Origin of the sequence: Comamonas sp. MYb69, from assembly GCF_037479315.1 — a bacterium.
Classification (GTDB): domain Bacteria; phylum Pseudomonadota; class Gammaproteobacteria; order Burkholderiales; family Burkholderiaceae_C; genus Comamonas.
Map to the genome: position 1 here is coordinate 73,566 of NZ_JBBGZG010000018.1, position 26,603 is coordinate 100,168.

Sequence of the window (26,603 nt, forward strand, 5' to 3'; positions counted from 1 at the left end):
GGATGTTAGCGGCAGGAGCCCCAAGCCGCGCCGCGTGGCTGACACCTGGGAGTCGCCGCTCCAGCGGCGCCCAGCTTCGTTTGCAAAGCGGGGGCATCGCTTCTGGGGGCACGGTTTATCATCGCTGGCTTATGCCCGTCTGGTCCTCAGCATCCTCTCTGTCATCCCCGTATTGCCCGCGCTGCGGCGCAGCGAACTGCCGCAGCGCAGGTGCGCGCGACCGCTTTGCCTGCCTGCAGTGCGGCGCGCAGTTCCGGCTGGAGCAGCTGCAGGGCCAGGTATTTGCTGGCATGTCCGCGTCGGCAGACGCAGCCAGCGGGGCGCGGCTGCGCCGGCACCTGCCCTGGCTGGCGGTGCTGCTGGCCATGCTGCTGTCCATCCCCTGGTGGCTGCCCCGGCTGCAACCCGGGCTCCAGCTGAAGCTGCCCGCTGCCTGGCAAGACAAGGCAGCGCCGCAGCTGGCACTGGGCCGCAGCGAGGCGACCACGCTGATCGAGCGCAATGGCCAGCGCCTGCTGCTGCAGCTGTTTGAAAACCGCGAGCAGGGCGATGTGGTCTACCGCGTGCTGGTCCGTGATGCCGCCACCGGCGCCAGCCTGGGCGAGCCCCAGCGCATGGCCATGCCCTGGGCTGGCAGCGCCGGCCGGGCTGAGCTGCAGTTTTTCTCGGACGGCCAGCTCTACCTCTTTTTGCGGGAACGCAGCTTTTGGCGGCTGGATCTGGCGAGCCTGCGCTTTGTCGATCTGCTGCCCCAGCTCAGCGAGAAATTTGCCGCGCAGCTGGGCGAGGGCATTGTGGGCGTAGCGCCCAAGGGCCGCGACCGGCCTGACAGCCTGGAGGTCACCAGCCGCAGCGGCAGCAAATACCTGGTGTACTGGCTGCTCGGCCAGATCTGGCCGGTGGCCGACAGCAGCAGCCTCTACGAAAAGGCCCAGGCCGGCTACGGCCAGGAGATCGCCTTCTACCGCTATGAATCGCTGCCCCGCCCCACCGGTGAGGAAGGCCGCGCGCTGCTGGTGCAGTCCTGGTGGAGGCACGAGCCCGGCCAGCCCGCCTACTTTGGCTATTACGACCTGCAGCCCAGCGACAGCCGCGAGGTGCAGACCTCGCCGCGCAGCTATGTGGTCATTGGCGATGGCTTCTCGACCCGCCCCTATGCCACCAAGGACCGGGGCCTGCTGCGCATCAAGGTGGTGCAGCCGGCGGTGCCGCGCTTCCATGCCGATGTGATGGCCGAGAATGCGCGCCGCCTGCTGCTGGCCTACAACCCGACGCCGCTGCGGCAGGAGGGGCGCGTGATCCAGCTTCTGGACAAGGCCAACCAGCAGGTGGTGTGGAGCCGCACCATCGACCAGTTGCCCCCGCTGGGCCAGCGCGAAGGCGGCATGTATGTCACCGGCCAGGCCGTGAGCGCCGGCTTTTTGCTGCTCGATGACATGCGCCAGCCCGCGCTGCTGATTGGCGATAACGGCGAGGTGCTGCAGGACTTTGGGGCTGCGGCCGCAGGAGCCGCGCAGTGAGCATTCCTCGGCGTTTTTATCTTCCGCTGGGTCTGGGCTTTCTGTTCTTTTTTGTGCTGCCGCTGCTGGTGCCCGCGACGGTCAAGCTGCTGCAATCGGGTGCAGACAAGGCCGAGGAGCTGGGCGATGTGGCGGCCTCGGCCGTCTACCAAGGAGAGGACGGCAGCCTGCGCATGCTGCGGGTGATGAAGCACAGCACCGCGCAGGACGATGTGTTTGTGCTGCTGGACAACGACCTGCAGGCCAAGCAGCTGCTGGGCGAGCCCCAGCGCATTGTGCTGCCCCGTGCGCAGCTGCGCCAGCCGGCCCGCTTGCGCAGCGAGGCCAATGGCCAGCTGTCGCTGCTGCTCAATGACCGGCACTGGTGGCTGCGCGCGCCGGCGCAGACCGCGTTTGCGCCGATGGATGCCGCGCTGCGCCAGCGCTTTGCGGCCGAGCTGGGCACGGGTGTGTCCAAGTACGCCTTTGGCGAGCTGCGCGAGCCGGGGCTCTTGGATGTGACCAGCAATACCGGCGACCGCTATGCGCTGTACTGGGCCAGTGGCGAGCTCTACCCCTGGGCCGAGCGGTTGCCCCGCTGGCAGCAGCGCCCCTGGGCACAGTACCCGCAGACGGCCTCGCGCATCGATTACGCCGACTTTGACACCGACGTGGCCCAGTACGGCATGCCGATGATCTTGCTGCAGTTTGCGCAAAAGGTGCGGCCCGGGGAGTTTGAGCGCTGGCCCCGGCTGAGTGTGCACTCCAGCGCCGACAAGCAGGTGCGCGCCGCCCCCAAGCGCTACCAGCCGGTAAGCGATGGTTTTGTCGTCAGCCGCCAGGCGCTGCGCGAGGCGGGCATTACCCAGATTGCAACGGTGGCCAGCGTGCCGGTGCAGTTCAGCGGTGAGGTGCTGGCCCGCAATGCGGGCCGGGTGCTGATGCGCTATGACGAGACCCCTACCACCGCCGCCGAGGTGGTGCTGCAGATCGTCGATGCGCGCAGCCTGCAAGTGGTGTGGCGCAAGTCCACGCGCGAGATGCCGCAGTTGCTGTTTGACGGCGAGCACCTGGCGGCCCAGGCCTGGCCCGGTGGTTTTTACCTGAGCACCGGCTTGAACCTGCCGGCCCTGGTGATCGACAACGAGGGCCAGACCTTGGTCGACTTTCAGCCCCAAAAGCGGCTTGAGGCAGCCAGCGAAGACTGAGGCATCAGCGCATGCACGCGTGGCCCGGCTAGCCCATGGTCAACGTGGATAGTGGACGATAAAAGTGCAGCGCAATACGATAGTTATTGGGCGGCCTACAGCGCTGTTTTGTAAAGAAATTTTGCAAATCCACCGGCCTGTTTACGTAAAGCCAAACGAATCTCCAAAACTCCTACAGCCAGCGCCAGCCCGCAGCGGCACCATGTCCTCACGGCAGGCGTTTGCTCCTGCCGCCAACCTGACACTGAAGGAGTAAGCGCCATGAGCCAGCAGAACCACCAACAGTCCGGACAGCAGCCTGCCCAGAAAAAGGAGCAGCAGCAACAGCAACAATCCCCGAAGCAGCAGCAACCGGGCCAGCAGGACCGCAAGCAGCCATCGCAGAAGTAGTCTGCGACTGCGCGGCCCACGAAGACCAGACGGAGCACCCCATGCAACAACTGCCTTTGCCGATGACCAAGCAGCAGCCTTGGCCGCTGCAGCAGGGCCAGCCGTTGCGCGAGGCCAAGTACTCGCAGCAGCAGTGCAAGTGCAACCGGCGCCAACTGGGCACCGAGCCCAAGACACCGGACAACGCACAGATGTGCTGATCTTCTGAGCCCCTACACCAAAGCCCGCACGATGCGGGCTTTTTCGTGGGCGCGGCAGCGCATGCGCGGCGATACTGGCGCTCTCGACCACCTCGCCAGCAGATATCGATGAACACCGGATTCTTCGCGCAGCCCAACCCACCCTACCGCCGCGCCAACTACAGCTTTGCCTACCAATGGATTGAAGAAGTTGGCAGCCTGGCCGCCTTGCTGGCGCATGTCGAAGCGCTGCGCGCCGCCGACCCCGCGCACCGTTATCTGTGCACCTTGGACGATATCCAGCAGGGCAGCTACACCAGCGGCCATGCCAGCCAGGATGACCGGCTCTACCTGGCCAGTCCGCTGGATATGGACTGGGACGACCCGGCGCAGCAAGCAGCCTGGGATCTGCAGGCGCTGCAGCACCGCGCGCGGCAGCTGCGCGAGGCCCAGGGCCCGCAACGCTGGGCCGATGTCTGCGGCAGCCTGGCGGTAAGCGCCAGCGATATCGACGCACTGCTGGCCGCCAACCGCGCGCCCGATCTGCTGCTCGATGACGTCGTCTACATCCAGCGCCTGCCGCTGGCCGAAGGCGATCCGCTGATGGCCGGCCAACCCAATGGCTATTTCAGCGCCGACTGGGACAGCTTTCAAAACCACGCCATCCACCAGCATTTGGCCGAGCAGCATGGCTACCAGCTGTTGGCCATGGGCGCCGCCTGGATGGCACTGGCCCGCGTGCAGCCGCCCGGTGCCGCGCAGGCCCAGGCGCTGGTGGCGGATCTGCGGGCGCTCTATGCCCAGGGCAATGAGGCGCTGCTGGCCCATCCGGGCTGGCAAGCCTTGCCAGCGGTGCTGCAAACCCAGCGCATTCTGGTCATGGGCTATACCGAAGACATGGCCGACCGCTGGGAGTAGAGCCTAGCTTGTACTTCTGTGAAGGATGGAAATGGGATGTAGGCGACCCTGCGTCACTTACCGCCTGGAATGCCCAAAGCGGCTTTGCAAAATGTGCAGCGAGAAACGTCTCGAAGCAGGCGGCGCGTCAATTCCTACACCGGCCCTTCGGCGGCAGCGCGACCATAGAACCATGGCAGGGCAATGTCGCCCCGTCATCATCTTGAAGGAGCTAACGCTATGAATCAACCAAACAGCCAACGCAATCCCAACCAGGTGAACCAGCAGCAATCGGGCCAGAAGCCCGGCTCGCCCAAAGAGCAGCAGCACCAGCAGCAGTCGCCGCAGCAAAAGCAGCCTGGTCAGCAAGACCGGTCGCAGCAGCAGCGCTGAAGCCAGCGTTGGCCTAAGCCACTGGTAGTCGCCACCGCGCGATAACCAGCAGGGTCAGCCAGGGTGTATGCCTGGCAAGCCCGTAAAAAAGCCTCCATCGCTGGAGGCTTCTTGCTGTCTGCGGTGGCGGGGAGATCAGGCGAGCTTGGCCTTCAACAGCTCATTGACCTGGCCCGGATTGGCCTTGCCCTTGGAGGCCTTCATCACCTGGCCGACCAGGGCGTTGAAGGCCTTGTCCTTGCCGGCCTTGTACTGCTCGACATTGCCGGGGTTGGCGGCGATCACCTCGTCGATGATGGCTTCGAGCGCGCCCGTGTCATTGGATTGCTTCAAGTCCTTGGCGTCGATGACGGCGTCGACGTCGGTGCCTTCGCCGCTCCACAGCGCCTCGAACACCTGCTTGGCACTGTTGTTGCTGATGACATTGCCGTGGATGCGGGCGATCAAGGTGCCCAGCTGCGCGGCGCTGACCTTGACCTGGTCCATGCTGATCTCTTCCATGTTCAGGCGGCGCGAGATCTCGCCCATCACCCAGTTGCTGGCGAGCTTGGGCTGGCTGCTGGCCTTGGCGGCGGCTTCAAAGTAGTCGGCCATCGCCTGGCTTTGGGTCAGGGTGGTGGCGTCGTACTCGGGCAGGCCGTAGTCGGCCACAAAGCGGTCGGCGCGCTGGCGCGGCAGCTCGGGCATCTCGGCCTTGACGGCCTGCACCCAGCTGTCGGCAACGACCAGCGGTGGCAGGTCCGGATCGGGGAAATAGCGGTAGTCGGCCGCGTCTTCCTTGGTGCGCATCGCGCGGGTCTCGCCGGTATCGGGGTTGAACAGCACGGTGGCCTGCTGGATCGCGCGGCCGTCTTCGATCTCTTCGATCTGCCAGCGGATTTCGTAATCGATGGCGATCTGCATGTTCTTGAACGAGTTCAGGTTCTTGATCTCGCGGCGGGTGCCCAGCGGCTGGCCGGGCTTGCGCACGGACACGTTGGCATCGCAGCGGAACGAGCCTTCTTGCATATTGCCGTCGCAGATGCCGATCCAGGTGACGATCTTGTGCAGTTCCTTGGCGTAAGCCACGGCCTCGGCGGTGCTGCCCATGTCGGGCTCGGTGACGATCTCCAACAGCGGCGTGCCGGCGCGGTTCAGGTCAATGCCCGATTGGCCGATGAACTCGTCGTGCACCGATTTGCCCGCGTCTTCTTCAAGGTGGGCGCGCACCAGGCGCACGGTCTTTTTCTGGTCGCCGACAAAGAAGCTCACCTCACCGCCTTGCACCACCGGGATCTCGAACTGCGAGATCTGGTAGCCCTTGGGCAGGTCGGGGTAGAAGTAGTTCTTGCGCGCAAAGATGCTGACGGGCGCAATCGTGCTGCCCAGCGCCAGGCCAAGCTTGATGGCGCATTCGACGGCCTTCTTGTTCATCACCGGCAGGGTGCCGGGCAGGGCCAGGTCCACGGCGCAGGCCTGGGTGTTGGGCTCGGCGCCAAAGGCGGTGCTGGCGCGGCTGAAGATCTTGCTGTTGGCGGCCAGCTGGGTGTGGGTTTCAAAGCCAATCACCACTTCGTAGCCGTTGATGAGCTTGATGCTTGTTTCGGTCATGTTCTGTGTTCCTCCCTGCGTTACTTCGCGATGCCGGTGGGCTGGCGCAGGTGGTGGTCGGTGGCTTGCTGCAGCTGGTGGGCGGCGTTCAGGAGCTTGGCTTCGCCAAAGTAATTGCCGATCAGCTGCAGGCCCACGGGCATGCCGCCTTCGCCAAAGCCAGCAGGTACGCTCAGGCCGGGCAGGCCGGCCAGCGACGCGGGCAAGGTGTAGATGTCGGCCAGGTAGTTGGCGAGCGGGTCGCTCTTGCCACCCAGCGCCCAGGCCACGGTGGGCGCAGCGGGGCCGGCGATCAGGTCGCAGTCCTTGAAGGCGGTCTGGAAGTCGTCGGCAATCATGCGGCGGATCTTTTGCGCCTGCAGGTAGTAGGCGTCGTAGTAGCCGTGCGAGAGCACATAGGCGCCGGTCATGATGCGGCGCTTGACCTCGTCGCCAAAGCCTTCGGCGCGGGTCTTCTTGTACATGTCTACCAGGTCGTCGTAGTCCTTGGCGCGGTGGCCGAACTTCACGCCGTCGAAGCGCGAGAGGTTGGACGAAGCTTCGGCCGGGGCGATGATGTAGTAGACGGGGATGGACAGCTCGGTGCGTGGCAGGCTGATCGGCACCAGCTTGGCGCCCAGCTTTTCGTACTCCTTGAGCGCGGCATCGACGGCGGCGCGCACATCGCTGCTCAGGCCATCGCCAAAGAACTCGGCAGGCACGCCAATGCGCAGGCCGGCCAGCGAGTCGTTCAGGTTCAGTGTGAAGTCTTCGGCCGGGTGGTCCAGGCTGGTGGAGTCGCGGTCCAGGTCGGGGCCGCACATTTCGCTCAGCAGCAGCGCGCAGTCTTCGGCGGTGCGCGCCATCGGGCCGGCCTGGTCCAGGCTGGAGGCGAAGGCGATCATGCCGTAGCGGCTGGCGCGCCCATAGGTGGGCTTGATGCCGGTGATGCCGCAGAACGACGCGGGCTGGCGGATCGAGCCGCCGGTATCGCTGCCGGTGGCTGCAGGCGCCAGGCGCGCGGCCACGGCTGCTGCCGAGCCGCCGGACGAGCCGCCGGGCACCCGGCTGGTGTCCCAGGGGTTGCGCACCGGGCTGATGGCGCTGTTCTCGTTGGCCGAGCCCATCGCGAACTCGTCCATGTTCAGCTTGCCCAGCGTGACGGCGCCAGCAGCTGCCAGCTTGCTCACCATGGTGGCGTCAAACGGCGACTGGTAGCCGGCCAGCATCTTGCTGCCTGCGGTGGTCGGGAAGTCCTGGGTGACGAACAGGTCCTTGTGGCCCATCGGCACACCAGCGAGCTTGCCGGCCGTGCCCGCTGCAATGGCGGCATCGGCGGCGCGGGCCTGGGCCAGGGTCACTTCTTCGTTGATGTGGATGTAGGCACCCAGATCCTGGTGGGTCTTGGCGCGGGCCAGAAAATGCTGGGCGGCCTCGACGGAGGACACTTCGCGGCTTTTGAGCTTGGCGGCCAATTGGGCCACGCTCAAGTCATGCAATTCGGTAGGGATGCTCATGCAAATCTCGCGATCTTGGCGATCTCGGTGAATGGGAAAGGGCGCTGCGCGCCGGTCTCAGGGGCGTGGTGCTGCGTGCTGCTGCCACCACGGCCGGGGGCCGGTTGTTGCCAGGGCCCGCCAGGCCTGAAGATGCTGTGAATTACTCAATCACCTTGGGCACCAGGAAATAGCCTTTTTCCACGGCAGGGGCACTGCGCTGGTTGGCCTCCCGGTTATTGGGTTCGCTGATGACGTCATCGCGCAGGCGCAGGCTGATTTCCTGGATCGCGGCCACGGGGTGTGACAGGGGCATGACACCGGAGGTATCCACAGCCTGCATCTTCTCCACAATGCCGAAAAAGTTATTCATCTGCGAGAGCATGCGCTCACTCTCGGAGCCGGATAATTCGAGCCGCGCCAGGTTGGCGATGCGGGCAATGTCATCTTTTGTCAGGGCCATAGATAGTCGTATGTAAACCAGTCGTAAAAAAACGGGGCCGGAAAGCGTTGCCCTGTAAGTTATTCACAGGGGATGGGGTATTATCCCGTCTTTGACGCAATAAGGCGGCAACGTCGGTCATTGCGCATCAAAAACCCTTCTGTCATCTCACCACACACCAATGAAGGGCGATGGAGCGCCGAAGTGCGACCCATGCCCTAGAGGAAACTTGCATGTTCGGAGCGTTCCGTCGCTACTTTTCCACCGACCTGGCCATCGACCTGGGCACGGCCAACACCTTGATTTTTGCACGCGACAAAGGGATTGTGCTCGATGAGCCCTCCGTGGTTGCGATTCGCCATGAAGGTGGCACCCATGGCCGCAAGGTCATCCAGGCCGTAGGCCGCGAAGCCAAGGCCATGCTGGGCAAGGTGCCCGGCAATATCGAAGCCATCCGCCCGATGAAGGACGGTGTGATCGCCGACTTCCTGATCACCGAGCAGATGATCAAGCAGTTCATCAAGATGGTGCACCCCCGCACCTTGCTCTCGCCCAGCCCCCGCATCATCATCTGCGTGCCCTGCGGCTCGACCCAGGTCGAGCGCCGCGCGATCAAGGATGCCGCGCTCAAGGCTGGCGCCACCCAGGTGGAGCTGATCGAAGAGCCGATGGCTGCCGGTATCGGCGCGGGCCTGCCGGTGTCCGAGGCCTCGGGCTCGATGGTGGTCGACATTGGTGGCGGTACCACCGAAGTGGGCGTGATCTCGCTGGGCGGCATGGTCTACAAGGGCAGTGTGCGCGTGGGCGGTGACAAGTTCGACGAATCCATCATCAACTACATCCGCCGCAACTACGGCATGATGATCGGCGAACCCACGGCCGAGCTGATCAAGAAGAGCATTGGTTCGGCGTTCCCAGGCTCCGAAGTCAAGGAAATCGAAGTCAAGGGCCGCAACCTCTCCGAAGGCGTGCCACGCAGCTTCACCATCAGCTCCAACGAGGTGCTGGAAGCCCTGACCGAGCCGCTCAACCAGATCGTCTCTGCCGTGAAGAACGCGCTGGAGCAAACCCCGCCCGAGCTGGGTGCCGACATCGCCGACCGCGGCATGATGCTGACCGGTGGCGGCGCCTTGCTGCGCGACCTGGACCGCCTGCTGGCCGAAGAAACCGGCTTGCCGGTGCTGGTTGCCGAGGAGCCACTGACCTGCGTGGTGCGCGGCTGCGGTATCGCCCTCGATACGCTCGACCGCAAGGGCGTGACCATCTTCACCAGCGAATAACCCGGGCGCCCTCCGCGCGGATACGCAATAATGGCGAGCGTCAGCGACTATGCAACCCATAGCCCGCTGCCGGCCCGCCATTGCGCTTTGCGGCCCGCTTGCCCCTGGCGGTGTGCACAAGGTCTGGCTGATGGGCCCGCCGCCGCCATGCGCCCGCTTCTGCTTTTTCGCTTTTCTCTGATGTCCCTGCTCTTGTTCCCTGTCCACCGTGCTGACCGCCGAGCGGCGGGGCGGCACGCGCCCGGACCAGGCGCAGCGCGCAGGGCCCGGTTCTGCTGAGGCCACCGCATGGCACGCAACGTCTTCTCCGGCGGTATACCGACCTTCCGACCCCAGGGGCCCAGCGCCAATGTGCGCCTGGCGCTGTGCGTGGCGCTGGCCGTGTTCCTGATGGTGGCCGACGTTCGCTTCAAGCTCACCGAGCCGCTGCGCAAGGCGGTGGCCACCGTGCTGTTCCCGATGCAATGGGTGATGCTGCAGCCGGTGCTGCTGGCCCAGGGCGGCGCCAGGTATTTTGAAGACCTGCACACCGCGCAGGCAGCGGCCGTGGTGGCCGAGAAAAACGCCATCGCACTGACGCACCGCGCCAACCTGGTCGAGACCCTGGACCATGAGAACCAGCGCCTGCGCCAGCTGCTCAACCTGGTGCCCCGCCTCAAGACCGAGGGGCGCGCTGCCCAGGTGGTGTACGAGACGGCCGATGCCTTCAACCGCCGCGTCGTGATCGACAAGGGCGAGGTCGCCGGCATTGCACGCGGCTCGCCGGTGATGGACGAGATGGGCGTGCTCGGCCAGGTGACCCGGGTGTTTCCGATGTCGGCCGAGGTGACCTTGCTGACCGACCGGGAGCAGGCCATCCCCGTGCTCAACCCGCGCACGGGTGCCCGGGCCGTGGCCTATGGCGACCCGACCAATGCCTACGGCGGCGGCATGGAGCTGCGCTTCATGCCCAGCAATGCCGATATCCAGGAAGGCGATCTGCTGACCACCAGCGGTGTGGATGGCGTCTATGCGCCCGGCCTGCCGGTGGCGCGCATCGTCAAGATCGAGCGCCGTGCCGATTCGCCGTTCTCGCGCGTTTACTGCGAGCCGCTGGCGCAGATGTTCGGCACGCAGTTTGTGATGGTCATCAACCCGCTGCCCGAAGACGCGCTGCCCCCGCGCCCGCCGGTGGAGACCAAGACCCAGGAAGGCCCGGCATCGACCCCCCGCAAGGGCAAGCGCGGATGATGCCCGCTACGATGAACCAACCCCCAGGAGTGCAGCCATGATCATGCCGCGTGGGCAGCCCTTGCTGCTCCCTGTCCCCCCGGGCTTTATTGCGCTGACCCTGGTGCTGGCGCTGATGATCAACATGCTGCCGCTGGGCCGCGCACTGTGGCTGCCCGATGTGCTGCTGCTGGTGCTGGTCTACTGGGGCGTGCATGAGCCCGGCAAGATCGGCATGGGCTGGGCCTTTGTGCTGGGCCTGTGCATGGATGTGCACCAGTCGTCCCTGCTGGGCCTGCATGCGCTCGTGTATTCGGCCGTGCTGTATGGCGTGGCGCTGCTGCGCCAGCGCATCACCTGGCTGAGCGTGATGGCCCAGGCGGTGCAGGTGATGCCGCTGTTCCTCGCCTCCGATGTGGTGCTGATGCTGCTGCGCATGTTGCTGCGCGGCAGTTTTCCGGGCTGGGGCTTTTTGACGCCCGGCCTGTGGTGCGTGGTGCTGTGGCCGCTGGTGAGCTGGCTGCTGCAGCTGCCCCAGCGCCAGCCGCCCGACGATGACGAGAACCGCCCTTTGTAAGCGGGGGCCTGTGCGCAGACCATGACCGAGATCCAGAATTCAGACCGCGCCTTCAGCCGCTTTCGGCTGCGGGTGGTCGTCATCGGTCTGGTGGTGGTGCTGTGCTTTGGCATTCTGCTCTCGCGCCTGTATGTGCTGCAGGTCGAGCGCCATGATGACCTGCTGGCGCAGGCCGAGAGCAACCGCACGGCGGTGGTGCCCATCGTGCCCAACCGGGGCCAGATCTATGACCGCAATGGCGTGCTGCTGGCCACCAACTACTCGGCCTACACGCTGGAGATCACGCCCTACAAGGTGGGCGATGTCGAAGAGACCATCGATGCGCTGTCCCAGCTGATCGAGATCACGCCGCGTGACCGGCGCCGCTTCAAGCGCCTGCGCGAGGATTCACGCAACTTCGACTCGCTGCCGATCCGCTCGCGCCTGACCGACCAGGAAGTGGCCAAGTTTGCCGCCCAGCGCTACCGCTTTCCCGGTGTGGATGTGAAGGCGCGGCTGTTTCGCTCCTACCCGATGGGCGAGACCGGTGCCCACCTGATCGGCTATATCGGCCGCATCAACCAGCGCGAGAAGGAGCGCATCGACGACTCCGACGAAGCGGCCAACTACCGGGGCACCGAGTACATCGGCAAGACCGGCGTGGAAGCCAGCTACGAAAAAGAGCTGCATGGCCACACCGGCGTGGAGCGCATGGAGACCTCGGCCGGCGGCCATGCGGTGCGCAAGCTCGACAGCTCCCCGGCCACCCCCGGCGAGAGCGTCGTGCTGTCGGTGGACATCAAGCTGCAGAAGATGGTCGAGGACCTGTATGGCGAGCGCCGGGGCGTGGCCGTGGCGATCGACCCGCGCAGCGGCGAGCTGCTGGCCATGGTCAGCAAGCCCACCTACGACCCCAATATCTTTGTCGAAGGCATTGACCAGGAAAGCTGGAAGGCGCTCAATGAATCCATCGACCGCCCCTTGCTCAACCGCGCGATGCGCGGCACCTACCCCACCGGCTCCACCTACAAGCCCTTCATGGGCCTGGCGGGGCTGGAGACGGGCAAGCGCACGCCCTCGACCATCATCCAGGACGGCGGCAGCTGGACCTTTGGCGGCCACACCTTCCGCTCCGGCCATGCGCTGGGCCCGGTCGATCTGAACCGCGCGATCCAGCATTCGAGCAACGTGTATTTCTACACGCTGGCCAATGAGATGGGGGTCGATGCGATCCATGATTTCATGAAACCGCTGGGCTTTGGCCAGATCACCGGCATCGACCTGCCCGGTGAGGTGCGCGGCGTGCTGCCCAGCACCACCTGGAAGCGCGACACCTACAAGCGCCCCGAGCAAAAGCGCTGGTATGCGGGCGAAACCATTTCGCTGGGCATTGGTCAGGGCTACAACAACTTCACCATCCTGCAGCTGACCCATGCGCTGGCGACGATCCTGGACAACGGCAACAGCCGGGTGCCGCATGTGGGCCGCTCGCTGATTGACCCGGTCACCGGCGAGCGCCGCCCCATCGAGCAGCCCCCGCCCGTGAACCTGGGCTACAAGCAAAGCAATATCGAGGCGGTCAAGCGCGGCATGGTGTCGGTGGTGACGGGCGGCACCGGGCGCGGCTCCTTTGGCACGGCCCGCTACACGGCCGGCGGCAAGACCGGCACGGCCCAGGCCATCAGCATCGGCCAGAAGGAAAAGTACAACGCCGCGCGCCTGGCAGAGCGCCAGCGCGACCATGCGCTGTATATCGCCTTTGCACCGGCCGAAGACCCCAAGATCGCCGTCGGCGTGATTGTCGAGAATGCCGGTTTTGGTGCCGGCTCGGCCGCGCCCATTGCCCGCCGCATCATCGATTACTGGTTGATGGGCGAGTACCCCAGCGAGGCCGACATGGCTGCGATGCAGCGCGGCGACGGCCGCGCGCCGATGGGCACGCCGCGCAGGGTCGAAGATATCCAGCTCAAGCCGGCCGCCGAGCCGGGGCAATAAGGGCGGGGGCCCCGCCCCTGGAACACGCCCTTAGCGCAAGAACGCGTCGTAGCCGGTCTTGAGGATCAGCGCCGCCACGACGACGATGAACATGCCGCGCACAAAGCCCGAGCCTTTTTTCAAGGCCATCCAGGTGCCCAGCATGCTGCCCAGGATGTTGGCTGCGGCCAGCGGAATCGCAAAGTGCCACCAGACATGGCCCTTGGCGGTGAACAGGATCAGCGCCGCGATATTGGTGGCGATATTGAGGATCTTGGCGCTCGCCGAGGCATTCAGAAAGTCATAGCCCAGCCAGCGCACCATCAGAAACACAAAGAAGCTGCCGGTACCCGGGCCAAAGAAGCCGTCGTAGAAGCCGATGGTGGCCCCAATGGCCGAGGCCACCCAGGCCTCGGTGCGGCCGCTGTAGCGCGGCGCATGGGTCTGGCCCAGCTGCTTTTTGTACAAGGTGTAGGCCAGCACGGCAACCAGGATGACCGGCAAGGCCTTGCGCAGCATGCTGGGGTCGACCACGGTGACGGCCCAGGCCCCCAGCAGCGAGGCGACAAAGCCCGCGCCTGCGGCCGGTGCAATGGCGGCCCAGCGCATGTCCACGCGCTTGGCGTACTGGCGCGCCGAGATCAAGGTGCCCCAGACGCCTGCACTCTTGTTGGTGCCCAGCAAGGTGGCTGGCGGCGCAGAGGGGAAAGCGCCAAACAGCGCGGGCACCAAAATGAGGCCGCCACCACCGACGACCGCATCCACAAAGCCCGCGAACATCGACGCGAAGGTAACGAAGATCCATTCCATGGGGCGAGATTGTCGCACCGCCGCGTGGGGTGCAGCACCGTACCAGGGCCGCTAAATGCAGCGCTGTCAGCGGAACAGACGGGGGCGGTGCTGCCAGGCCGTGATGGGCTGGCCGGCGGGTGCGGAGGCGGGCGGCAGCGAATGCGGCGCCAGAAAAACAAAAGCGCCCGAAGGCGCTTTGAAGGAGCATCTCATTTTTATTGATGCTTTTTATAAATGTTCGAATTGTAGAGATGTCTCCTCGGTCCTCTCGCAGAGCACTGTTTCAGTGCCTCGAGTGCCTCTACTATAGGTCATCGCACCTGCATGGTGCATTGGGATTTACCCCAAAGGTAACTGATTTGGTGCAGATTGCAGGATGCGACCGATTTCTGCCCCTTTCCTGCGCCCAGCCGCCCCATAACGGCAAAAAATGAGACAAAACTGCCGTTTCAGGGCGTGCTGGGTGCTTGATTGTCCTTGAAGAGGGCAGGGTCAGCGCGACGGACGCTGTAACCGCGCTGAAACTCTGCGGCGCACCATCATGGCCCATGGCTGGCGCGTATCCACTCCGAGGCCCGCTCGGCGAGCATCAAGGTCGGCGAGTTGGTGTTGCCGCTGGTGATGGTGGGCATGGCTCCGGCATCGACCACACGCAAACCCCGCACGCCGCGCACGCGCAGCTCGCTGTCGAGCACGGCCATTGGGTCGTGGTCGGCGCCCATCTTGGTGGTGCCCACCGGGTGGAAGATGGTGGTGGCGATATCGCCGGCCAGGCGCGCCAGATCCTCATCGCTTTGGTATTGCGCGCCGGGCTTCCATTCCACCGGCTGGTACTTGGCCAGCGCCGGCTGGGCGGCAATGCGGCGGGTCACGCGCAGGCTGTCGGCTGCCACCTGGCGGTCCTCGGCGGTGGACAGGTAGTTGGGCGCAATCGCGGGGGCAGTGCGGAAGTCTGCGTTCTTGATCTGCACCGTGCCGCGGCTCGTGGGGTTGAGGTTGCAGACGCTGGCGGTGAAGGCCGGAAAGCTGTGCAGCGGCTGGCCAAAGGCGTCGAGCGACAGCGGCTGCACGTGGTACTGGATATTGGGGTGGGGCTGGTTGGCGCTGCTGCGGGTGAAGGCGCCCAGCTGCGAGGGCGCCATGCTCATCGGGCCGCTGCGCTTGAGCAGGTATTCCAGCCCGATCTGGGCCTTGCCCCAGAGGTTGCTGGCCAACACGTTCAAGGTGGGCGCGCCATCGATCTTGAAGACCGAGCGGATCTGCAGATGGTCCTGCAGATTGGCGCCGACGCCGGGCAGGTCATGCTGCACGGCAATGCCATGCTGCTGCAGCAAGTCACCAGGCCCAATGCCTGAGAGCTGCAGAATCTGCGGCGAGTTGATGGCGCCCGCGCTCAGCACCACTTCCTTGTCGGCCTTGACGATGGTCATCTCGGTGCCGGTCCAGACCTCCACCCCGGTGCAGGCGAGCTGGCCGTCGGCCTGGCGCTCGAGCACCAGGCGCGAGACTTGGGCATTGGTCCACATCTCGAAGTTGGAACGCCCATAGCAGGTGGGGCGCAAAAAGGCCTTGGCGGTGTTCCAGCGCCAGCCGTTTTTCTGGTTGACCTCGAAATAGCCCACGCCTTCGTTGCTGCCCCGGTTGAAGTCATCGGTGGCGGGGATGCCCGCTTGCTGGGCGGCTTGCGCAAAGGCGTCCAGAATGTCCCAGCGCAGGCGCTGCTTCTCGACGCGCCACTCGCCGGTGCTGCCGGTGCGGCGGTTGCCATGCCACTGCGCAAAGCTGGGGCTGGTCTCGCCTTCCTGGTCCAGGCGCCAGTGGTCTTCATGGCGTTTGAAGTAGTTGACCGTGTCATTCCAGCGCCAGCGGGCGTCGCCGGTCAGCTCGGCCCAGTGGTCGTAGTCGCGCGACTGGCCGCGCATATAGATCATGCCGTTGATGCTGGAGCAGCCGCCCAAGGTCTTGCCGCGCGGGTAGAGCAGGCTGCGGCCGTTGAGCCCGGCATCGGGCTCGGTCTTGTACAGCCAGTCGGTGCGCGGGTTGCCGATGCAGTACAGATAGCCCACGGGGATGTGGATCCAGTGGTAGTCATCGCGCCGGCCCGCCTCGATCAGCAGCACCCGGTTATGGGTCTTGGCGCTGAGGCGGTTGCACAGCAGTGCGCCCGCCGTGCCTCCCCCGATGACGATGTAGTCGAAACTTGTGTTGTCTCCAGATTGCATGTGCGGTCTTTTTCTCATTGGGAGTATGGGGCTCCCTCGGTCCATCGAATCGGCAAGTTTGTGAGCAGTATGCCGGGCTTGCCAAGCGGGAAAACCAATGCCCTGTCACCCATCGCGCCTACTGCCTGCCCGTGGCCGCCCAGCGTGGTGTAGATGCCGCACAAGCGCGGCTCGGCGATGCCTTCCTACAGCGGCACGCGCTGTGATCGCCAGCCCGCTGGGTGCGCCTGGGTGACAGACCGGCTATAGTGCGAATGGCGTGCGCGCAGGGCGACACGCTTTGTTTTTGGACCCATGGACGATACAGCCCCTCATCTACAGCAACTTCAGGACGGCACGCAGCGCTGGGCGCAGCTGCGTGGGCGCTGGGGTGCGGCAGAGCTGGGCCAGCGCCCGCTGTGGCGTGAGCTGCGCCGCCAGCTCGATGGCGCCGCGCCCAGCGCCCAGCAGGGCTGGGACCTGAGCGAGGTGCAGTGGCTCGACCATGTGGGCGCGCAGCTCCTGTGGGACCACTGGGGCCAGCAGTGGCCCGCGCAGCTGCGGACCACCGAGCTGCAGCGCCAGATGCTCGAACGGGTCGCGTCGCTGACGATGGGCTGCCCGCCGGAGACCAAGGTCAACTGGTGGGGCTGGCTGATCCAGCTGGGCCTGGTGCTGCTGGGCTTCATGGCCCATGTGCGCAGCATGGTCGAGATGGTGGGGCAGCTGCTGCTCGATGTGCTGCGCCTCATCAAGAACCCGCTGCGTGGCCCCTGGCGCGATGTATCGGGCCATCTGTATGCGATGGGTGCCACCGCGCTGCCGATCACGGCCCTGGTGGGCTTCTTGATTGGCGTGGTGCTTGCCTACCTGATGTCGCTGCAGCTGCGCCAGTTCGGTGCCGATGCCTTCATCGTCAATATTCTGGGCATCTCGCTGGTGCGCGAGCTGGGGCCCTTGCTGGGCGCCATCCTGGTAGCCGGCCGTACCGGCTCGGCCATTACCGCGCAGATCGGCGTCATGCGCGTCAACGAAGAACTCGATGCGATGCAGGTGATGGGCATTGCGCAGGGCTACCGCCTGGTGATGCCGCGCGCACTGGCGCTGGCGCTGGCGATGCCGCTGGTGTCGATGTGGACCACGGTCTGCGCGCTGGTCGGCGGCATGATGGCCGCCGATGCCGCCATGGGCGTATCGCCCGCCTATTTTCTGCAGGCCATGCCCGGCGCGGTCGATATCGCCAACCTCTACCTGGCGCTGGCCAAGTCGGTCACCTTTGGGGTGGCGATCGCGCTGATTGCCTGCCACTGGGGGCTGGAGGTCGAGCCCAACACCCAGAGCCTGGGCCGGGGCACGACCTCGTCGGTGGTGATCTCGATCACCGCGGTGATCGTGCTCGATGCGATCTTTGCGATCGCGTTCCGCAAGGTGGGGTTCTAGCGATGAACCATGCCATCTCCCAACCCCCCAGCGCGCCGACCAGCGATGAGAAAGTGGTCGAGATCCGCAAGCTCTGGACCGTGTTCGGCCAGGGCGACCGGGCCTTTGCGATCCACCAGGACCTGGACATGTCCGTCTACCGGGGCGAGATCCTGACCCTGGTGGGCGGCTCGGGCACCGGCAAATCGGTGTTGCTGCGCCAGATGCTGGGGCTGCTGCACCCGGCCAAGGGCGAGGTGCTGGTGATGGGCCAGCCCGTCAAGGAGCTGAGCCTGCGCGGCGCAGCCTCGCGCATCGGCATGCTGTTCCAGCAAGGCGCGCTGTTCTCGGCCTTCAATGTGCTCGAGAACATCGCGTTTCCGCTCAGCGAGCAGGGCACGCTGCCCAAATCCGTGGTGCATGATGCGGCCATGGTCAAGCTGCAGATGGTGGGCCTCAAGCCCGAGCATGCCACCCGCATGCCCTCTGACCTGTCGGGCGGCATGATCAAGCGCGTGGCGCTGGCCCGGTCGCTGATCATGGACCCGCCCCTCTTGCTGCTCGACGAGCCCACGGCCGGGCTCGACCCCAACAGCTCGGACGAGTTCTGCGCGCTGCTCAAGGACCTGCATGCCGAGCTGGGGCTGACCGTGGTCATGGTCACCCATGACCTCGATACCTTGTTTGCACTGTCCACCCGCGTGGCGGTGCTGGCCGAAAAAAAGGTGATTGTCTCGGGCACACCGGCCGATGTGGTGCAGTTCAAGCACCCCTTTATTGAACATTTCTTCCTGGGTGAGCGTGGACGCCGTGCAATGGCTCCAGTGGCGCTTGGTGGGGTGAAGGAATAGCTATGGAAAACAAATCACACGCACTGGCGGCTGGATTGTTTGTGGTCTTGCTCACGGCGCTGGTCATCTTCCTGAGCCTGTGGATGGGCCGGGACAACACGAACTACATCCGCTATGAACTGTCCACCCGCGAGACCGTCAGCGGCCTGCAGCCGCAGGCGGCGGTGCGCTACAAGGGGGTGGCCGTGGGCCGCGTGACCAAGATCGAGTTCGACCCGGCCCGCGACGGCACGGTGCTGATCATCATTGCGGTCAACGCGGAAGCGCCCATCACGCAAACCACCTACGCGATGCTCGGCTACCAGGGGGTCACGGGCCTGGCCCATATCCAGCTCGATGACGACAACACCGAGACCACGCCGCTGCCCCCCGGCCCCGACGGCATTCCGCGCCTGCGCGTCAAGCCCTCACCGTTTGGCCAGATTGCCGAGCAGGGGCCCATCATCTTGCAGCAGGTGGAAGACGCGACGCGCAAGGTCAACGACCTGCTCAGCGAGGACAACCAGCAGGTGCTGGTGGACAGCATGAAGAGCCTGGGCCAGGCAGCGCAGAGCCTGGAGCAGCTGAGCAAGCGCCTGATGGTGACGGTCGATACCAAGCTCGACCCGGCCCTCGCCAGCCTTCCTGCCATCGCGCAGGATACGCGCAAGACACTGGCGGGTATCCAGAAGACCTCCAATGACGTGAGCACGGCAGTGGGCAGCCTGGCGGCCAAGGGCGGCGTGGTCGACCAGATGGGCCAGGCGGTCGAGAAGGTGAGCGATGCGGCCGACAACTTCAACCGCAGCACCTTGCCGGCGATGGGCCGCACCATGCATGACGTGGGCTCGGCCGCACGCCGCATGGGCGATACGGCCGATGCGTTCAAGAACAACCCGCAGTCTCTGATTTATGGCAGCTCCAATGCGCTGCCGGGCCCTGGCGAGCCAGGTTTTGTAGCCCCTGCCGCCGCAGGCAGCGGCCGATAGGATGGATGCCATGATTTCTACTTCCCTGCGTGCGCCCTGGGTCCGCCGCCTGCAAGGCGCGGGCCGCGCAGCCCTGGTGGCTGCGTCCGTGGCGGTGCTGGCCGCTTGCTCGGCCCTGCCGCAAAAGCCCCAACCCGTCGCCCGTTATGACTTTGGCCCGGGCGCCCCCCCCGGGGGGCCCCCCGCCGGGGGCGCCCGGGGCCCCGCGCCGGGGGGGGGGCCAATGGGCGCCCCCGGCCCCCCCCCCCCCCCCCCCCCCCCCCCCCCCCCCCCCCCGCCGGCCCGCCCCCGCCCGGCCCCCCCCCCCCCCCCCCCCCCCCCCCCCCCCCCCCCCCCCCCCCCCGGTGCCGAGCCGCTGGTGCTGGCCAATGTGCGCGCCGCTGGCGTGCCCGATGCCAGCGCTGCCATCTACTACCGCCTGGCCTATGCCGATGTGCGCGAGCTGCGGCCCTACACCCAGGCCAGTTGGGTGCTGCCGGCCATGCAGCTGATCCAGCAGCGCATGCGCGATGTGCTCAGCGGCCAGCGCGCCGTGGTGCTCGATGACGATGGTGCCACCCAGCTGCTGCGCAAGACCGGCTACCCGGCGATGCTGCGCCTCGAAGTGGTGGATTTCAGCCAGGTCTTCGATTCGGCCCAGTCCAGCCAGGGCGTGCTGCGCATCCGCGCGACGCTGAGCGAAATCACTCCCAAGGGTGAGCGTTGGCTGGCCCAGCAGGTGTTCCAGGCCCAGCAGCCCGCCGCCAGCCCCGATGCGGCCGGTGCCGCCGCCGCACTGGCCTCGGCCACCGACCAGGTGGCCCAGCAGCTCGATACCTGGCTGCGCCAACAGAAGCGCTGATGCCCGGGGGATGGAGGCGCCCGCTGTGGCGCGCGTCGGCCGCCTGGGTGCTGGGCGCCATGGCGGTGGTGCCGCTGCTGGCCGCCGAGATGGACGACGATGCCTACCGCGAGGCCGTAGCCCAGCTGGATGCACGCGCTGAAAAAGCCCTGGCCCATTGCAAGCGCCTGGCCGCTGGATCAGCTGCGCAGCGCCGCTGCACGGTCGAGGCCGATACCCAGCACGCGGTGGACGCTGCCCAGCTGCAGGCGCAGCGCCACCCCAGCGGCAACAACCGCTTCAAGGCCCTGGCCGCCCAGGTGGACCGGCGCCATGCGCTGGCGGTCGAGGACTGCAAGACCCGCCATGCCGGCAACGACAAGGACAGCAAGAGCGCGCAGCAGGACTGCCTGCGCGAGGCCAAGCAAAAGCGCGCAGCCGGCATCCAGGATGCGCACCAGCAGGCGGCCAGCGAGGTGTCCATCTTCACGCCGCCCAAGAGCGAGGCCGAGCGCCAGCGCGAAGCCGATCTGGACACCGCCATCCGCAAGTGCGACAGCCTGCTGGGCGATGCCAATGTGCAGTGCGTGCGCGGCCTGTCGCCGGAAGCTCGCTTGCGTGCCATCAGCCGGGGCAGCGGCGCATCGCCCACCAAGTAGGCCCTCATTTTTAAGAAAGCAACAAGGCAGCCCTCGGGCTGCCTTGTTGCTTTGGGTGGTGACGAGACGTTCAGAACCGCTGCTGCGCCAGCAACAGCGAGCAGCGCAGCCGCAGCCACATCAGGCGCCGGGCATTGGCCTGCAGCGGCAGCTGGCTGCCACGCTCCAGCCACTGGTCACGCAGTGCGCGCAACTGGCTGCGGCTCATCTGGTGCTGGGCCTGGCGCCATTGCTGGCGTTGCTGTTCCATGCCGGTGTCGGTGTTCATGCGCTCTCCTGGGGGCGTGGGGCAAAGGTCTTGGGGGCGGGGGTGGGAATTGGCTCGGGGGCGTCCCCTTTGCCAAAGGCATACCAGTCGACCTTGCGCGTCGCCACCATCACGATCGCCAGCACGGCAAACAGCGCGAGCGAGCCAACGGCCAGCGCGGTTTGTTCGAGCTGCAGCAGCACAAACAACAGGCCATACATCAGCGCAATCAGCGCGGCAAACGGCAGGCCGCGCCGCAGGCTGCCCAGGATGTGGCTGGCGTAGTAGCCCAGCAGCAGCACGCAGGCGCCCGCGCCGATGGCATAGGCCTGGCTGAAGCCCAGGTGCTCGGACAGGCTGATCAGGAGCAGGAAGAAAATGCACAGCGCCGAGCCCACCAGCAGGTACTGCACCGGGTGTACGCGCAGCTTTTTGAGCACCTCGAACATGGCGACGGCGACAAAGGTCAGCACGACAAAGAGCAGGCCGTACTTGGTGGCGCGGTCGCTCAGGCTATAGGGGTTGACCGGGTCGATGAAGCTGGTGCCGAACTGCTCCAGGCACTGGCTTTCTTCGGTCGCGTAGGGGTAGTTGGTGTCGGGCGTGCCCAGACTGCACAGCGAGCGCTCCTGCACAAAGGCCTGGCGCGCCGATGAGGCCAGCGCCGGGATGCTCCAGCTGGCGTTGAAGCCCTGGTCGCTGATCTCGCGGCTGAGCGGCAGAAAGTTGCCACCAAACGAGGGATGGGGCCAGTCGGCCTGCATGCTGACCTGGTTGGTGCCGCCCAGCGGCACAAAGGCCAGGCGCTCGGTGCCCATCAGCTGCAGCAGCACGACCACTTCGATGGCGCTGCTGTCGTTGCCACTGGCGGCCGTCAGGGGCTTGGTCTGCAGGCCCCGGGTGTAGACGCCGTGGCCGGTGCCCGGCTCCAGTGGCAGCGGCTTGCCATCGACCTGCAAAGTCGCACTGCGGATACCGCGCGGATCGCTGAGCGGCAGGACCAGGCGCGGCGCATCGCAGTGGCGCACGGCACCGCCCTCGGGCTTGCCTTGCAGCTGGTTGCCGGGCGCAAAGCGGGCGACCAGCTTGTCGTGCATGAGGAAAGTGTTGACCTGGTAGAGGCCGCGTGCGCGCGGCTGCATCTCGGCCCGCGTCTGGTGGCTGATCTCATCGGGCAGCGCATAGCGCTGAAAGCTGACCAGCCGGGTCTCCACTCGCCCTTCGCTGTCCTTGCCGCTGACTTCACGGCTGCAGCGCTGGGCCAGCACCGGGCCAAACAGGGTCTGCGACCCTGCGGTGCTGTTGACCACGCTTTGTACCGCGCGGTCGCGGTTGTAGATGCGGTCGCGCACCACATCGCTGATCATCATCAGCGCCACCAGCAAAAGCGCCATGGTGATGGCCAGGCTCAGGGCCTTTTGCACCAGTCTGTTTTTCATGCATTCCTCGTTGCTCTGTGTATCGGTGCGGCGAGTGTCAGCGGCCCCGGTGAGCCGAGCATGAAGTCTGTGAAGGCAGTGTGAAGTGCAGCGGCCTGCGGCTGAAGGGCTCAGTCCTGGGCCGAGAAATCGAGGCTGGCGCGCAGGCCGGGCTGGGTGTTGGCAAACTGCAGCCGGCCGCCATGGAGCAGCATGATGCGCTGCACGATGGACAGGCCCAGCCCGCTGCCGCTGCGCTCGCCGTTGGGGCGCGGCGTGGTGAAGAAGCGCTCGCCCAGGCGGGGCAGCAGGCTGGCCGGCACGCCCGGGCCGCTGTCCTGCACGCTCAGGCGCTGAGGCGCCAAGGTCAACACGATCTGGCTGTGCGCGGGCGAGAAATCCAGCGCATTGGCCAGCAGGTTGCTGATCGCCAGCGTGACCAGGGCCGCATCCCAGGCGCCCTGGCTGTCATTGCCTTGCAGCAGCAGCTGAATGCCTTTTTGCGTGGCGGTGGCCTGCAGCTGCGCGATGGCCTGCTCGGCGCAGGCGCGCAGGCTGGTGTGCTGGCTGGCCGTAGCCAGCGCGCTGCGCTGCTCCAGCTGGCTCAGCTGCATCAGCTGGTCGATCAGGTTTTGCAGGCGCAGGCTCTGGTCCACCACCTGCTGGGCAAACATCGCGCGGTCGGCGGCGGGCAGCTCGTCCTGCAGCAGCTCACCCGCGCCCCGGATGGCGGCGACCGGGCTTTTGAGCTCATGCGTGAGCGCGCGCACATAGCCTTCGATGTAGTCGCGCCCTTCCAGGCGCCGGCGCATCGAATCCATGGCCTGGGCCAGGTCACCCAGCTCGCCGGGAACATCGGGCACCTCGGGTGTCTTGGGCGCGCGGGTGATGCGGCTGCTTTGGGCCTCCTGCAAGGTGGGGCCCTGCACCTGCTGGGCATAGCTGCGCAGCTTGCGCACCTGTACCACCAGCCACCAGGTGATGGCAAAGCCGACGGCCGCCGACAGCAGCAAAAACAGCACACCGCCGCGCAGCATCTTGCTTTCGCTGCTGTCGATGATGCTTTGCACCGCATTGGCTGGCTTGGAGACGGTGAGCACGCCGACGATGGCGCCATCCCGCACGATGGGCGCGGAGACATACATGACGCTGGTGGCCTCGTCGGTGGCCACTTCGCGTGAGGTGCGGGCGCCGTATTCGCCGCGCAAGGTGAGCGCCACATTGCGCCAGCGCGCGTAGTCGGCCCCCACATCCTGGCCGGCAGAATCGAACAGCACGCGGCCCTGGGCATTGGTCACGGTCACGCGCAGGTCCAGCGTGGCCTTGCGCGTGTCCCAGATCCACACCCGCAGCGGTTGCTGGAAGGCGGCCTGCACCTGCTGGGCAAAGCGGCTGGTGCTGCTGCCGCTACCGCTGCCCAGCTTTCCATCGGCCAGGTCATCGCTGGCCTGCGCGGCCAGCAGGTAGGCGGTCTCGACCAGGGTGTCTTCGGTCACCTTGCGCACGCTGGGCTTGATCTCGGCCATGAACACGCGCAGCACAAAAAAGGCCGCCAGCCCGTTGATCAGGAAGAACGCAAACAGCAGGCGGATCCCCAGACGCATGGCCGGTCCTCAGTCGCCATCGCGCAGGCTGTAGCCCATGCCGCGGTGCGTGGTGATGAAGTCGCGGTCGGCCACCACGGTGCGCAGCTTGGCGCGCAGGGTCTTGATGTGGGTGTCCACCGTGCGGTCGGTGCTGTCGCTGTGCAGGCCCCAGACGGCATCGAGCAGATGGTTGCGGCTGAGGATGCGGCCCTGCGCGGCCAGCAGGCTGCTGAGCAGCTGGAACTCGCGCCGCGTCAGGTCCAGCAGCACGCCCTGCAAGCGCACGCACTGGCCCGCCTCATCGACCTGGAAGGCAGCACTGGCGGCATGGGGTGGGGCGCTGCTGGCGCTGGCCGGCGCCGGCGCAAATTGCTGGGCACGGCGCAGCAACGCGCGGGTGCGGGCCACCAGCTCGCGCGGGCTGAAGGGCTTGCTCAGGTAGTCATCGGCGCCCAGCTCCAGGCCCAGTACCCGGTCCACCTCTTCGCCCCGGGCGCTGAGCACCAGGATGGGCGCGGGCGAGCCGTTGGCGCGCAGCTGGCGGCACCAGTCCAGGCCATTGCCATCGGGCAGGCCCACATCGAGCAGCAGCGCATCAAAATGGCCACTGGCCCACTGCGCGCAGGCATCGGCCAGCAACAGGCTATGGGTGCAGCCGATGCCATCGCGCTCGAGCGCATAGCAGACGGTGCGGGCAATGGCTGGATCGTCTTCCAGCAGCAGAACATGGGGAGCAGGGTGCATGGTGGGTTCCGTCAGAACGGGTGGCCTAGCGGCCGCCGCCGGCATCGATGAAGGAGCCGGTGCAGTAGCTGCTGTGCTCGGACATCAGCCAGTAGATGGCCTGGGCGATTTCGTCTGCGGTGCCGCCGCGCCCCAGCGGCACGCCGGCCGACAGCCGCTGCACGCGGTCGGGCTGGCCGCCGCTGGCGTGGATATCGGTCTCGATCAGGCCCGGGCGCACGCCGTTGACGCGTATGCCTTGCGCGGCCACCTCATGGGCGAGGCCCAGGGTCATGGTGTCGATGGCGGCTTTGGACGCCGCATAGTCCACATACTGGTGGGCCGAGCCCAGGCAGGCAGCCCGGCTCGAGACATTGACGATGCTGCCGCCCGCGCCGCCTTCGGCGGTGCTCATGCGGCGTACCGCTTCGCGGGCGCAGAGAAAGCTGCCCAGCACATTGGTATCGAACATGCGGCGCCAGCGCGCCATGTCCATGTCCTGCAGGCGCTGGGCGCGGTCCACCACGCCGGCGTTGTTGACCAGCCCCGTGATGCGCCCCAGCTCGCTGTCCACGCGCGCAAACATCGCCAACACCTGGCCCTCATCGGCCACATCGGCCTGCACGGCGATGGCGCGGCGGCCCAGGGCCTGCACCGCCTGCACCACGGCCTGGGCCGCTGCTTCATTGCTGCTGTAGTTCACGGCTACATCCCAGCCATGCTGGGCGACCAGGACGGCAGTGGCGGCACCGATGCCACGGCTGGCACCGGTGATAAGGACGATTGAGGTCATGGCATGGAGGCTCACAAAAGAGGCCCTATCTTACGAGGCCCTATCTTAGGCGAGCTTGCGCCGCATGCCCAGGCGGCATTCAAGGCGCGGGCAGCGCGGCCAGCCGGTCCAGCGTCTCGGCGTCCTGGTCGCTGACGGGCAGGTAGACCACCATGCGCATGCCGTTGCGCGGGGCCGACCACCAGTAGGTCTGGCGCAGGTGGAAGATGCCGACAACAGGGTGGTCAAAGGTCTTTTCGTTGTTCTCCGGGCTGCGCACCTGGTAGCGCTCCCAGGCGTTGCGGAAGACCGGCGACTGCGCCAGAAAGTAGTCCAGCCGCTGGGCTATCGCCGGGTCGCCACTTTGCTGGGTGTAGGCCGCGCGGAACATGGCCACCATGCGCTCGATGGCCTGGGGCTCATGGCGCATCACGCGCTGCCACTGCGGGTTGAACAGGTTCATGTGCAGGCAGTTGCGCTCGAGCGCGGGCAGCTGCTGCAGCGATACGCCCATCAGCCGCTCATAGGCGGCATTGGCGTCGAGCAGGTCAAAGGCAGCGCTTTGCATCTGGGCCGGGTAGGGCAGCATCTTGTCGAGCAACTGCCGGTGCAGGCAGCCCGGTGCGTCGAGCACGCTGGCGGCGGGCTGGTCGAGCTTGATGCCCGCCAGCACCAGCAGGTGGCGCAGTTCGTCGTCATTGCATTGCAGCGCGCGGGCGATGGCCTCCACCGCCTGGCGCGAGGGCTGCACCTCGCGGCCCTGTTCGAGCTTGGTGTACCAGGTCACGCCAATGCCGGCGAGCTGGGCGACCTCTTCGCGCCGCAGGCCCGGGGTGCGCACCCGGCCATGGCGCGCCAGGCCCATGGCCGCGGCCGACAGGCTCTCGCGCCGGGCGCGCAGAAAGTGGCCCAGCTCCTGCGAGGGGACAGAGGCCGCAACGGCAGGCGGGGCATGGGTGGGGGTGGCTGCAAGCATGGTCATGGGCGGTTAGGGTAGCGGCAATGGTGCAGTGCAGTATAGGCCTTCCAAGCCTAGGCTAAGCAGAATCTTGTAC

The 26,603-nt window shown here is 66.2% G+C and carries 26 protein-coding genes; 15 read left to right on the top strand and 11 right to left on the bottom strand.

Annotation, left to right across the window (positions count from 1 at the left end; genetic code table 11):
• Nucleotides 1-290 precede the first annotated feature (290 nt).
• The 6 genes from WH303_RS21145 to WH303_RS21170 all read left to right on the top strand — a co-directional run bounded on the left by WH303_RS21145 (nt 291) and on the right by WH303_RS21170 (nt 4,566).
• Nucleotides 291-1,520 (top strand): hypothetical protein, encoded by a 1,230-nt coding sequence (locus tag WH303_RS21145; RefSeq protein WP_339521004.1) that lies wholly within the window; start codon nt 291-293, stop codon nt 1,518-1,520.
• Entirely contained in the window at nt 1,517-2,707 is a 1,191-nt protein-coding gene (locus WH303_RS21150) for a hypothetical protein (protein WP_339521006.1), read from the top strand. Before WH303_RS21145 ends, WH303_RS21150 begins: the two co-directional genes overlap by 4 nt.
• Nucleotides 2,708-2,968: 261 nt before the next feature.
• Nucleotides 2,969-3,097 (top strand): hypothetical protein, encoded by a 129-nt coding sequence (locus WH303_RS21155; RefSeq protein WP_021026809.1) that lies wholly within the window; start codon nt 2,969-2,971, stop codon nt 3,095-3,097.
• A 41-nt stretch (nt 3,098-3,138) separates the two neighbouring features.
• A complete protein-coding gene (locus WH303_RS21160; RefSeq protein ID WP_165841215.1) occupies nt 3,139-3,297 on the top strand; it encodes a hypothetical protein in 159 nt (52 codons plus the stop codon).
• A 108-nt stretch (nt 3,298-3,405) separates the two neighbouring features.
• The gene (locus WH303_RS21165; RefSeq protein WP_339521009.1) at nt 3,406-4,194 is read left to right on the top strand and encodes a hypothetical protein; all 789 of its coding nucleotides are present in this window, start codon (nt 3,406-3,408) and stop codon (nt 4,192-4,194) included.
• A gap of 219 nt (nt 4,195-4,413) precedes the next feature.
• Nucleotides 4,414-4,566 carry a transcription initiation factor TFIID subunit D10 gene (locus WH303_RS21170; RefSeq protein WP_182344043.1) on the top strand — a complete coding sequence of 51 codons (153 nt, stop codon included), beginning with the start codon at nt 4,414-4,416 and terminating at the stop codon, nt 4,564-4,566.
• A 135-nt stretch (nt 4,567-4,701) separates the two neighbouring features.
• On the opposite strand, the gene gatB is transcribed toward WH303_RS21170, so the two are convergent.
• The 3 genes from gatB to gatC all read right to left on the bottom strand — a co-directional run bounded on the left by gatB (nt 4,702) and on the right by gatC (nt 8,094).
• On the bottom strand, nt 4,702-6,156 hold the full coding sequence (gene gatB, locus WH303_RS21175) for an Asp-tRNA(Asn)/Glu-tRNA(Gln) amidotransferase subunit GatB (RefSeq protein ID WP_339521014.1): 1,455 nt from the start codon (nt 6,154-6,156) through the stop codon (nt 4,702-4,704).
• Between the two features lie 20 nt (nt 6,157-6,176).
• On the bottom strand, nt 6,177-7,652 hold the full coding sequence (gene gatA / locus WH303_RS21180) for an Asp-tRNA(Asn)/Glu-tRNA(Gln) amidotransferase subunit GatA (RefSeq protein ID WP_339521015.1): 1,476 nt from the start codon (nt 7,650-7,652) through the stop codon (nt 6,177-6,179).
• A 142-nt stretch (nt 7,653-7,794) separates the two neighbouring features.
• Nucleotides 7,795-8,094, bottom strand: coding sequence for an Asp-tRNA(Asn)/Glu-tRNA(Gln) amidotransferase subunit GatC (gene gatC, locus WH303_RS21185; RefSeq protein ID WP_116926797.1), 300 nt, complete (start codon nt 8,092-8,094; stop codon nt 7,795-7,797).
• A 212-nt stretch (nt 8,095-8,306) separates the two neighbouring features.
• Between gatC and WH303_RS21190 the strand changes: the two genes are divergently transcribed.
• The 4 genes from WH303_RS21190 (at nt 8,307) to mrdA (ending at nt 13,113) form a co-directional block, all read left to right on the top strand.
• Complete coding sequence (locus WH303_RS21190) at nt 8,307-9,353, top strand: rod shape-determining protein (RefSeq protein ID WP_021026802.1); 1,047 nt, start codon at nt 8,307-8,309, stop codon at nt 9,351-9,353.
• 288 nt (nt 9,354-9,641) lie between these two features.
• Nucleotides 9,642-10,583 carry a rod shape-determining protein MreC gene (mreC, locus tag WH303_RS21195; RefSeq protein WP_312988380.1) on the top strand — a complete coding sequence of 314 codons (942 nt, stop codon included), beginning with the start codon at nt 9,642-9,644 and terminating at the stop codon, nt 10,581-10,583.
• Nucleotides 10,584-10,620: 37 nt separating this feature from the next.
• Complete coding sequence (gene mreD, locus WH303_RS21200) at nt 10,621-11,139, top strand: rod shape-determining protein MreD (protein WP_021026800.1); 519 nt, start codon at nt 10,621-10,623, stop codon at nt 11,137-11,139.
• Between the two features lie 21 nt (nt 11,140-11,160).
• Complete coding sequence (mrdA, locus tag WH303_RS21205; protein WP_021026799.1) at nt 11,161-13,113, top strand: penicillin-binding protein 2; 1,953 nt, start codon at nt 11,161-11,163, stop codon at nt 13,111-13,113.
• Between the two features lie 30 nt (nt 13,114-13,143).
• Here the strand turns inward: mrdA and WH303_RS21210 are convergent, their stop codons facing one another.
• Together WH303_RS21210 and WH303_RS21215 are read right to left on the bottom strand one after the other, a co-directional pair.
• Nucleotides 13,144-13,902 (bottom strand): sulfite exporter TauE/SafE family protein, encoded by a 759-nt coding sequence (locus tag WH303_RS21210; RefSeq protein WP_312988378.1) that lies wholly within the window; start codon nt 13,900-13,902, stop codon nt 13,144-13,146.
• 521 nt (nt 13,903-14,423) lie between these two features.
• Nucleotides 14,424-16,106: a GMC family oxidoreductase gene (locus WH303_RS21215; RefSeq protein ID WP_339521016.1), complete on the bottom strand. Its 1,683-nt coding sequence runs from the start codon at nt 16,104-16,106 to the stop codon at nt 14,424-14,426.
• A gap of 294 nt (nt 16,107-16,400) precedes the next feature.
• On the opposite strand from WH303_RS21215, the gene WH303_RS21220 reads away from it, so the two are divergent.
• The 5 genes from WH303_RS21220 to WH303_RS21240 all read left to right on the top strand — a co-directional run bounded on the left by WH303_RS21220 (nt 16,401) and on the right by WH303_RS21240 (nt 20,802).
• Entirely contained in the window at nt 16,401-17,525 is a 1,125-nt protein-coding gene (locus WH303_RS21220) for an MlaE family ABC transporter permease (protein ID WP_021026795.1), read from the top strand.
• 2 nt (nt 17,526-17,527) lie between these two features.
• Nucleotides 17,528-18,355, top strand: a complete 828-nt coding sequence (locus tag WH303_RS21225) for an ABC transporter ATP-binding protein (RefSeq protein ID WP_339521017.1) — start codon at nt 17,528-17,530, stop codon at nt 18,353-18,355.
• A 2-nt stretch (nt 18,356-18,357) separates the two neighbouring features.
• Nucleotides 18,358-19,323: an MlaD family protein gene (locus WH303_RS21230; protein ID WP_021026793.1), complete on the top strand. Its 966-nt coding sequence runs from the start codon at nt 18,358-18,360 to the stop codon at nt 19,321-19,323.
• Between the two features lie 223 nt (nt 19,324-19,546).
• The gene (locus WH303_RS21235) at nt 19,547-20,164 is read left to right on the top strand and encodes an ABC-type transport auxiliary lipoprotein family protein (RefSeq protein WP_445228318.1); all 618 of its coding nucleotides are present in this window, start codon (nt 19,547-19,549) and stop codon (nt 20,162-20,164) included.
• Nucleotides 20,164-20,802 carry a hypothetical protein gene (locus WH303_RS21240; RefSeq protein ID WP_339521019.1) on the top strand — a complete coding sequence of 213 codons (639 nt, stop codon included), beginning with the start codon at nt 20,164-20,166 and terminating at the stop codon, nt 20,800-20,802. Before WH303_RS21235 ends, WH303_RS21240 begins: the two co-directional genes overlap by 1 nt.
• A gap of 70 nt (nt 20,803-20,872) precedes the next feature.
• Here the strand turns inward: WH303_RS21240 and WH303_RS21245 are convergent, their stop codons facing one another.
• From WH303_RS21245 to WH303_RS21270, 6 genes are all read right to left on the bottom strand, one after another.
• On the bottom strand, nt 20,873-21,070 hold the full coding sequence (locus WH303_RS21245) for a hypothetical protein (RefSeq protein WP_021026518.1): 198 nt from the start codon (nt 21,068-21,070) through the stop codon (nt 20,873-20,875).
• The gene (creD, locus tag WH303_RS21250; RefSeq protein ID WP_339521020.1) at nt 21,067-22,488 is read right to left on the bottom strand and encodes a cell envelope integrity protein CreD; all 1,422 of its coding nucleotides are present in this window, start codon (nt 22,486-22,488) and stop codon (nt 21,067-21,069) included. The genes WH303_RS21245 and creD overlap by 4 nt, the downstream gene beginning before the upstream one ends.
• A 110-nt stretch (nt 22,489-22,598) precedes the next feature.
• Nucleotides 22,599-24,071: a two-component system sensor histidine kinase CreC gene (gene creC / locus WH303_RS21255; protein ID WP_339521021.1), complete on the bottom strand. Its 1,473-nt coding sequence runs from the start codon at nt 24,069-24,071 to the stop codon at nt 22,599-22,601.
• A gap of 9 nt (nt 24,072-24,080) precedes the next feature.
• Complete coding sequence (gene creB / locus WH303_RS21260) at nt 24,081-24,797, bottom strand: two-component system response regulator CreB (protein ID WP_339521022.1); 717 nt, start codon at nt 24,795-24,797, stop codon at nt 24,081-24,083.
• Nucleotides 24,798-24,822: 25 nt separating this feature from the next.
• The gene (locus WH303_RS21265) at nt 24,823-25,569 is read right to left on the bottom strand and encodes an SDR family oxidoreductase (RefSeq protein ID WP_339521023.1); all 747 of its coding nucleotides are present in this window, start codon (nt 25,567-25,569) and stop codon (nt 24,823-24,825) included.
• A gap of 79 nt (nt 25,570-25,648) precedes the next feature.
• Nucleotides 25,649-26,524: a helix-turn-helix transcriptional regulator gene (locus WH303_RS21270; RefSeq protein WP_339521024.1), complete on the bottom strand. Its 876-nt coding sequence runs from the start codon at nt 26,522-26,524 to the stop codon at nt 25,649-25,651.
• Nucleotides 26,525-26,603: the final 79 nt, after the last annotated feature.

Coding starts and splice junctions, on each gene's coding strand:
- WH303_RS21145 (WP_339521004.1), top strand. CDS start 291: ATGTCCGCGTCGGCAGACGCAGCCAGCGGGGCGCGGCTGCGCCGGCAC.
- WH303_RS21155 (WP_021026809.1), top strand. CDS start 2,969: ATGAGCCAGCAGAACCACCAACAGTCCGGACAGCAGCCTGCCCAGAAA.
- WH303_RS21160 (WP_165841215.1), top strand. CDS start 3,139: ATGCAACAACTGCCTTTGCCGATGACCAAGCAGCAGCCTTGGCCGCTG.
- WH303_RS21165 (WP_339521009.1), top strand. CDS start 3,406: ATGAACACCGGATTCTTCGCGCAGCCCAACCCACCCTACCGCCGCGCC.
- WH303_RS21170 (WP_182344043.1), top strand. CDS start 4,414: ATGAATCAACCAAACAGCCAACGCAATCCCAACCAGGTGAACCAGCAG.
- gatB (WP_339521014.1), bottom strand. CDS start 6,156: ATGACCGAAACAAGCATCAAGCTCATCAACGGCTACGAAGTGGTGATT.
- gatA (WP_339521015.1), bottom strand. CDS start 7,652: ATGAGCATCCCTACCGAATTGCATGACTTGAGCGTGGCCCAATTGGCC.
- gatC (WP_116926797.1), bottom strand. CDS start 8,094: ATGGCCCTGACAAAAGATGACATTGCCCGCATCGCCAACCTGGCGCGG.
- WH303_RS21190 (WP_021026802.1), top strand. CDS start 8,307: ATGTTCGGAGCGTTCCGTCGCTACTTTTCCACCGACCTGGCCATCGAC.
- mreC (WP_312988380.1), top strand. CDS start 9,642: ATGGCACGCAACGTCTTCTCCGGCGGTATACCGACCTTCCGACCCCAG.
- mreD (WP_021026800.1), top strand. CDS start 10,621: ATGATCATGCCGCGTGGGCAGCCCTTGCTGCTCCCTGTCCCCCCGGGC.
- mrdA (WP_021026799.1), top strand. CDS start 11,161: ATGACCGAGATCCAGAATTCAGACCGCGCCTTCAGCCGCTTTCGGCTG.
- WH303_RS21210 (WP_312988378.1), bottom strand. CDS start 13,902: ATGGAATGGATCTTCGTTACCTTCGCGTCGATGTTCGCGGGCTTTGTG.
- WH303_RS21215 (WP_339521016.1), bottom strand. CDS start 16,106: ATGCAATCTGGAGACAACACAAGTTTCGACTACATCGTCATCGGGGGA.
- WH303_RS21220 (WP_021026795.1), top strand. CDS start 16,401: ATGGACGATACAGCCCCTCATCTACAGCAACTTCAGGACGGCACGCAG.
- WH303_RS21225 (WP_339521017.1), top strand. CDS start 17,528: ATGAACCATGCCATCTCCCAACCCCCCAGCGCGCCGACCAGCGATGAG.
- WH303_RS21230 (WP_021026793.1), top strand. CDS start 18,358: ATGGAAAACAAATCACACGCACTGGCGGCTGGATTGTTTGTGGTCTTG.
- WH303_RS21235 (WP_445228318.1), top strand. CDS start 19,547: ATGGGCGCCCCCGGCCCCCCCCCCCCCCCCCCCCCCCCCCCCCCCCCC.
- WH303_RS21240 (WP_339521019.1), top strand. CDS start 20,164: ATGCCCGGGGGATGGAGGCGCCCGCTGTGGCGCGCGTCGGCCGCCTGG.
- WH303_RS21245 (WP_021026518.1), bottom strand. CDS start 21,070: ATGAACACCGACACCGGCATGGAACAGCAACGCCAGCAATGGCGCCAG.
- creD (WP_339521020.1), bottom strand. CDS start 22,488: ATGAAAAACAGACTGGTGCAAAAGGCCCTGAGCCTGGCCATCACCATG.
- creC (WP_339521021.1), bottom strand. CDS start 24,071: ATGCGTCTGGGGATCCGCCTGCTGTTTGCGTTCTTCCTGATCAACGGG.
- creB (WP_339521022.1), bottom strand. CDS start 24,797: ATGCACCCTGCTCCCCATGTTCTGCTGCTGGAAGACGATCCAGCCATT.
- WH303_RS21265 (WP_339521023.1), bottom strand. CDS start 25,569: ATGACCTCAATCGTCCTTATCACCGGTGCCAGCCGTGGCATCGGTGCC.
- WH303_RS21270 (WP_339521024.1), bottom strand. CDS start 26,524: ATGCTTGCAGCCACCCCCACCCATGCCCCGCCTGCCGTTGCGGCCTCT.